Source organism: Streptomyces sp. NPDC019443, assembly GCF_044389785.1.
Taxonomy (GTDB): Bacteria; Actinomycetota; Actinomycetes; order Streptomycetales; family Streptomycetaceae; genus Streptomyces.
The window spans coordinates 1-6,563 of the sequence record NZ_JBIRYJ010000045.1; the positions used below are offsets into that span (position 1 = coordinate 1).

A 6,563-nucleotide genomic window follows, 5' to 3' on the forward strand; every position below is an offset into this window, starting at 1 on the left:
CGGCCTTGGACGCGATCGTGGCCCGCCACGAGGTGCTGCGCACCCGTCTGGTGGCCGATGCCGAGGGCGTACCGCACCAGCTCATCGACCCGCCGACCCCCGTTCCCCTGCCGCTGCTGGACCTGTCCGGCAGCGAAGATCCACAGGGGGAGGCGGACGGCCTGATCGTCAAGGACGGTCTGACGCCCTTCGATCTCGCCGCCGGCCCTCTCCTCCGCGCCACCCTCGTCCGCCTGGCCCCGGGCGACCACGTACTCGTCCTCGCGATGCATCACGTCGTCTTCGACGAGTGGTCGGACGGCGTCCTCCAGCGCGAGTTCTCCGTCCTGTACCGGGCGTTCAAGGCCGGTGAGCCGAATCCGCTGCCGCCCCTCGCGGTCCAGTACGCCGATGTCGCGGCGTGGCAGCGGAGTTGGCTCTCAGGGGACGTGCGTGACGCGCAGATCGCCTACTGGCGTGAGAAGTTGACGGGAGCGAAGAACCTGGAGCTGCCGACCGACCGGCCCCGGCCGACGGTCCGCTCCACGGAGGGGTCGGTGGCGAGGTTCACCGTCCCGGCGGAGACCGCCGCGGCGCTGCGGGCGCTGTCGCGCGAGCACGGCACGACGATGTTCATGACCCTGCTCGCCGCCTTCGACATCCTCATGGGCCGCTACACCGAGTCGGACGACGTCGTCGTGAGCACGCCGGTCGCGAACCGGAACCGGGCCGAGACCGAGGACCTCATCGGGTTCTTCGTCAACACCCTGGTCATGCGGACGGACCTGTCCGGCACCCCGTCCTTCACCGAGGTGCTGCGCCGCGTACGGGAGACGGCGCTGGGGGCGTACGCACACCAGGACCTGCCGTTCGAGCAGGTGGTGGACGCCCTGGCGGATGTGCGGGACCGTACTCGTAGCCCTCTCACCCGCGTGTCCTTCAACTACACGGCGGGAGCCGCCCGGACGTCCTATTCCGGCGGGGACGGGGCGGGCGCGGCCGACACCCCTGACAGGGACAGCGGCAACGACAGCGACGCGGCACGCGGCGCGGTCGGCATGCGCGTCGAGACCGGCACGGGTCTGCTGCCGGTGCAGTTCGACATGGTTGTGGCGCTGGGGGAGGACAACGGCGTCCTGACCGGCGAGATCCAATACAGCACCGCTCTGTTCGACGCGGTGACGGTCGAGCGGATTGCGGGGCACATGGTGACGTTGCTGGGAGTTGTGGGCGAGAACGCCGAGCGGCCGGTGGGTGAGCTGCCGATGCTCACCGAGGTCGAATACCGGCGTCTGGTGCACGAGTGGAACGACACGGTCGAGGAACTGCCCGAGGCGAGCGGAGTGCACGAGCTGATCGCCGAGCGGGCGGCCGAGACCCCGGGCGCCGTGGCCGTCGTGTCGGGCGAACTGGCCCTGACATACGCCGAGTTGATGGAGCGGGCGAACCGGCTCGCGCACTACCTGCGCGGAGCGGGTGTGGGCTCCGAGTCGGTGGTCGGGCTGTGCCTGCCGCGCGGGATCGACATGGTCGTGGCCATCCTCGCGGTGTGGCAGGCCGGCGGCGCCTATCTGCCGCTGGACCCGGAGTACCCGGCGGACCGGCTCGGCTTCATGCTGACCGACAGCCGGGCGACGCTGCTGCTGGGAACCGGGGAACTGGTGGACGAGCTGCCGGTGGGCCGCCTGCGGACGGTGGTCGTGGATGCCCCGGACGTCGTGGCGGAGCTCGCCGCACAGCCGTCGAAGGCGCCTGAAGTCCCCGTACAGGCAGGTCAGTTGGCGTATGTCATCTATACGTCGGGGTCGACGGGGCGGCCGAAGGGTGTGCAGATCGCGCACGGCGGTGTGGTGAACCTGGTGCAGGCCCAGGCGAAGACGTTCGGTGTCGGGGCCGGGGACGCGGTCCTGCAGTTCGCGCCGTTCGGGTTCGACGCGTCGGTGTGGGAACTGCTGATGGCGCTCGCGGCCGGGGGCACCCTGGTCGTCGCTGAGGCGGAGGACCGCGCCGACCCCGGCCGCCTGGCAGCGCTCGCCGCCCGTACCGGAGTGAGCGTGGCCACCGTACCCCCGTCCCTGCTGGACGCCCTGAGCCCGGCCGACTTCGGCGGTGTGTCCACCCTGATCACGGCGGGCGAGCGGCTCGACGGGCAGGTGGCCGCCCAGTGGTCCGACGGCCGTCGGCTGTTCAACGCGTACGGTCCGACCGAGACGACGGTGTGCGCAAGCATCGCCACCCTCGACACCTTCCATGTCGAGGCGGGAAACCCTGACCCCAGTGGGCCGCCCATCGGTTCCCCGATCTCCAACACCCGCGTCTACGTGCTCGACGAGCAACTCCGCCCGGTGCCTGTCGGCACGACCGGCGAACTGTTCATCGGCGGCGCGGGCGTCGCGCGGGGATACCTGGGCCGTGCCGCGCTGAGTGCGGAGCGGTTCGTGGCCGACCCGTTCGCCGGGGACGGCGCGCGCATGTACCGGTCCGGCGACCAGGTGCGCTGGCTGGTCGACGGACAGCTCGAATACATCGCCCGCACCGACGACCAGGTCAAGGTGCGCGGGTTCCGGGTCGAGCCCGGCGAGATCGAGGCGGTGCTCGCCGCCCACCCGGCGGTACGGACGGCGGTCGTGACGGCGTACGGGCAGAGCGCGGACCGCAAGTTTGCTGCCTACCTGGTGCCGGCCGATCACAGCGAGGGCATCCCCGAGGCCGCCGACCTGCGCGAGGCGCTGCTGCGCAGCATCCCGGACTACATGGTCCCGGCGGCCTTCATGGAGATGTCCCGGCTGCCGCTCACGACGAATGGCAAGGTCGACAGGGCGGCACTGCCGGAACCCGAGACGGTCCGCTCCACCAGTACCGAGTACGTCGCCCCGTCCGGCGCGGCCGAGGAACTGCTCGCGGAGGTGTGGTCCGAGATCCTCGGCATCGAACGCATCGGAGCCCACGACAACTTCTTCGAGTTGGGCGGCAACTCGCTGCTGGTTACCCAGATCGTCGGCCGCATCCGCAGCGCCGGGCACGACGTCAGCGTCGGCGACCTCTTCGACCACCCGACGATCGCAGCCGCAGCGCCGCTCATCCAGATCCACGCCGAGGACCCCGAGGTGCGCTCGGCGGTGACCATCCGCGCCGGCAGGGTCCTGCCGGCCGTGTTCGCCGTCCACACCCTCACCGGCGAGGTCGCGGCGTTCGCCGAGGTCGCCGGGCACCTCGCCGAGGGCCAGCAGTTCTACGGCCTGCAGGAACGCGGACTGACCGGCGAGGACGCGCAGCCCTCCTCGGTCGAGGAGATGGCGACCACGTACATCGGGGAGGTGCTGCGCATCCAGAAGGACGGGCCGTACGTCCTCACCGCCCAGTCCGGCAGCTCCTATGTCGCCTTCGAGATGGCCCGCCAGCTGACGGCCATGGGCAAGGATGTCGCCGGCGTCTACCTCATGGCACCGGCCCGCCAGCACTTCGCCCGCCGCCTGCCCAGCCAGGCCTTCAGCAAGTCCGACCGTAAACTCCTCGACAGCATCGAGGCGGCGCTGGCCGGCGACCCCGGCACGACACTCGACCGCAGGACCGAGAAGCGGCTCCTGAAGTACGGCGCACCGGACGAGGAGATCGCCCGGGGCGTCCGCGACGGCGACAAGCACGCCCTGCGCATCATGCGCGCCCTCGTCACCAACCGGCTGGCCTACTCGTACTACGGCGAGCTCATGCACCGCGGCATGCGCAACTACGACGGCCGCGTCGTACTGCTGATGCCGCGCGACGACCAGCCCAAGCCGTACCAGTGGACGCTCGAACAGTGGAAGATCCCGGTCACCCGCGGCCCCGAGGTCATCGACGTGCCCGGCAAGCACTCCAACGTCTTCTACGACGAGGGCGCACAGGCCGTGGGCGCCTATCTGAGCGCCGAGATCGAACGCCTGAGGAACGGCAACGCCGGAGGAGCGTCCGCATGACCGAGCCGACGGAGCCGCGGACGACCACGCCCACGGCCACCAGCCCGTACGAGCTTCCCAACGGACGAGGAATCAGCTGCGTCAGCGCGGCCGAGGCCAAGGTCCTCTGGGCGGAGGCGACGGGCCAAGGGCTCTACCGGTCGGCCGCGGACGCGCTGCGGCCTGGCGACACCGTGCTCGACATCGGCGCCAACATCGGCATCGTGTCCCTGATGTTTGGTTGGCGAGTCCCCGATCTGCGGATCATCTCCGTGGAACCCGCGCCGACGACGTACGCGTGTCTCGAGACGAATCTCCGCAGCCATCTGCCGGGAGCCGTGGCCGTACGCAGCGCCGTCAGCGATCGCGCAGGAGAGAGCACCTTCACCTACTACCCGAAGTCGACGGGGAACTCGGGACTGTTCGCCGACCCGCAGGCAGACGACGCGAACACCAAGATATTCCTGCGCAACTCAGGAATTCCCGAGGACTACATCGGGGAAATCGTCAAGGACCTGCACCGCGGAATAGAGTTGACAGTTCCCACACTCACCGTCTCGGATCTGGTCAGGCGCCACGAGCTGCGCGAGATCGGCCTGCTGAAGATCGACGTCGAGCGCGCCGAGCACCTGGTCCTGGCCGGCGTCGAGGACGAGCACTGGCCGCTGATCGGTCGCGTCGTCACCGAAGTGCACGACGAGGAAGGCCGGTTGAAGAGCATCACTGGACTCCTCGAAGGGCACGGCTTCACCGTCTCCGCCGCCCAGCAGCCCAAGCTGGCGGGCACGGACCTGTACGAACTCGACGCCACGCGCTAGCGCCCGGCGTTCAAACGCCGCCGCGCAGCAGTTGAACATTCCCCTCTGACACCCGTCACCGCTCGGCCGACCCGCCGAGCGGTGACCGGTCATCCACTCACTGGATCAATGATCCAGTGGTGTGCCATGGTGAGACGGAGAATCGATTCTTGCCGTCGCGTTCCCTTTCGGTGTCGTGACGGATTCGCCAGGGCCGAGCAGCGCACCGTCATGCACTAATTCAGCTTTCTCATTTGCAGGGGACAACTGATGCTTTCTGACGCCAAGCGGGAATTGCTGAAGCGACGCCTCAAGGGAGAGCAGGCATCGCGCCGCGAATGGGGACCGCGCCCCGACGGTCCGATCCCCCTGTCGTTCGCACAGCAGCGCCTCTGGTTCCTGGACCAGTTGGAACCGTCGTCGACCGAGTACAACCTGTCGATGCGGGTGCGCTGGGACGCCGCCCTGGATGTCGCTGCCCTGGGGGCGGCGTTGTCCGGTGTGGTGGCGCGGCATGAGGTGTTGCGGACGCGGTTGGTGGCGGATGCGGATGGTGTGCCGCGTCAGGTGATCGATGCGCCGGCGTCGTTCGCGCTGCCGGTGGTGGATGTGTCGGGGGAGATGGATCCTCGGGCGGCTGTGCGGGCTCTGGTGGCGGCGGACGCCGCTGTCCCCTTCGACCTCGCGGCCGGACCGCTGATCCGCGCCACGCTTCTCTGCCTGGCACCGGAGGAGCACGTCCTCGTGGTCGCCATGCACCACGTGGTCTTCGACGAGTGGTCCGACCAGGTCTTCCACCGCGAGCTGATGGCCCTGTACGAGGCATTCCGGGCGGGTGACCCCGACCCGCTGCCGCCGCTTGAGGCGCAGTACGCGGACTTTGCTGTGTGGCAGCGGCAGTGGTTGGACGGTGAGGTCCTGGACCAGCAACTGTCCTACTGGCGCGAGCGGTTGGCCGAAGCCCCGGAGCTGGAACTCCCCACCGACCGCCCCCGGCCGCCGATCCGCTCCTCCGCGGGCGCATCCGTACGCTTCACCGTCCCCGACGAGGCCGCCGAGGCGCTGCGGGCGTTGTCCCGTGAGTGCGGTGTGTCGATGTTCATGACGTTGCTGTCGGTGTATGCGGTGTTGTTGGGGCGGTATGCGGGTTCGGAGGATGTGGTGGTGGGCACGCCGGTGGCGAACCGGAACCGTGCCGAGACCGAGGACTTGATCGGGTTCTTTGTCAACACTCTGGTGATGCGGGCGGATCTGTCGGGTGATCCGTCGTTCCGTGAGGTGTTGGGGCGTGTTCGGGAGACGGCGCTGGGTGCGTACGCGCATCAGGATGTGCCGTTCGAGCAGTTGGTGGAGGCGTTGGTCACCGACCGGGACCGGTCGCGTACCCCGCTGTTCCAGGCCCTCTTCAACTACGACTCCGTCGGACCCTCCACCGGTGCTGGTGCCGGTGACCTCGCCACGGCCGATACGGCGGACGGCACGATCGTCGCCAAGTTCGACTTGCGGTTGATCTTCAGCGACAGCGACGCGGGGCTGGCGGGGGAGTTCGAGTACAGCACTGCGTTGTTCGACGCGGTGACGGTGGAGCGGATGGCGGGCCACCTGGTCACGCTGCTGGAAGCCGTGGCCGAGGACACGGGACGGGAACTGTCACGGCTGCCGGTGTTGACGGCGGACGAGTGGCGGCAGGTGGTGGAGGAGTGGAATGACACTCCGACTCCGACTCCGGCTTCGACTCCTGTGCCTGGTGTGGGTGCGGGTGGGGTGCATGAGTTGATTGCTGGGCGGGCGTTGTCGGTGCCGGATGCGGTGGCGGTGGTGTCGGGTGATGTGGTGTTGTCGTATGGGGGGT

The 6,563-nt window shown here is 69.1% G+C and carries 3 protein-coding genes; all 3 read left to right on the top strand.

What is annotated here, in order from left to right; translation table 11 throughout:
• On the top strand, positions 1-3,935 hold a 3,935-nt coding region (locus ACH492_RS39885; RefSeq protein ID WP_398994325.1), incomplete at its 5' end, for an amino acid adenylation domain-containing protein.
• Entirely contained in the window at positions 3,932-4,732 is an 801-nt protein-coding gene (locus tag ACH492_RS39890) for an FkbM family methyltransferase (RefSeq protein WP_398994327.1), read from the top strand. The genes ACH492_RS39885 and ACH492_RS39890, both read left to right, overlap by 4 nt.
• Before the next feature lie 249 nt (positions 4,733-4,981).
• Positions 4,982-6,563: condensation domain-containing protein (locus ACH492_RS39895; RefSeq protein WP_398994329.1), on the top strand; the 1,582-nt coding region annotated here is incomplete at its 3' end.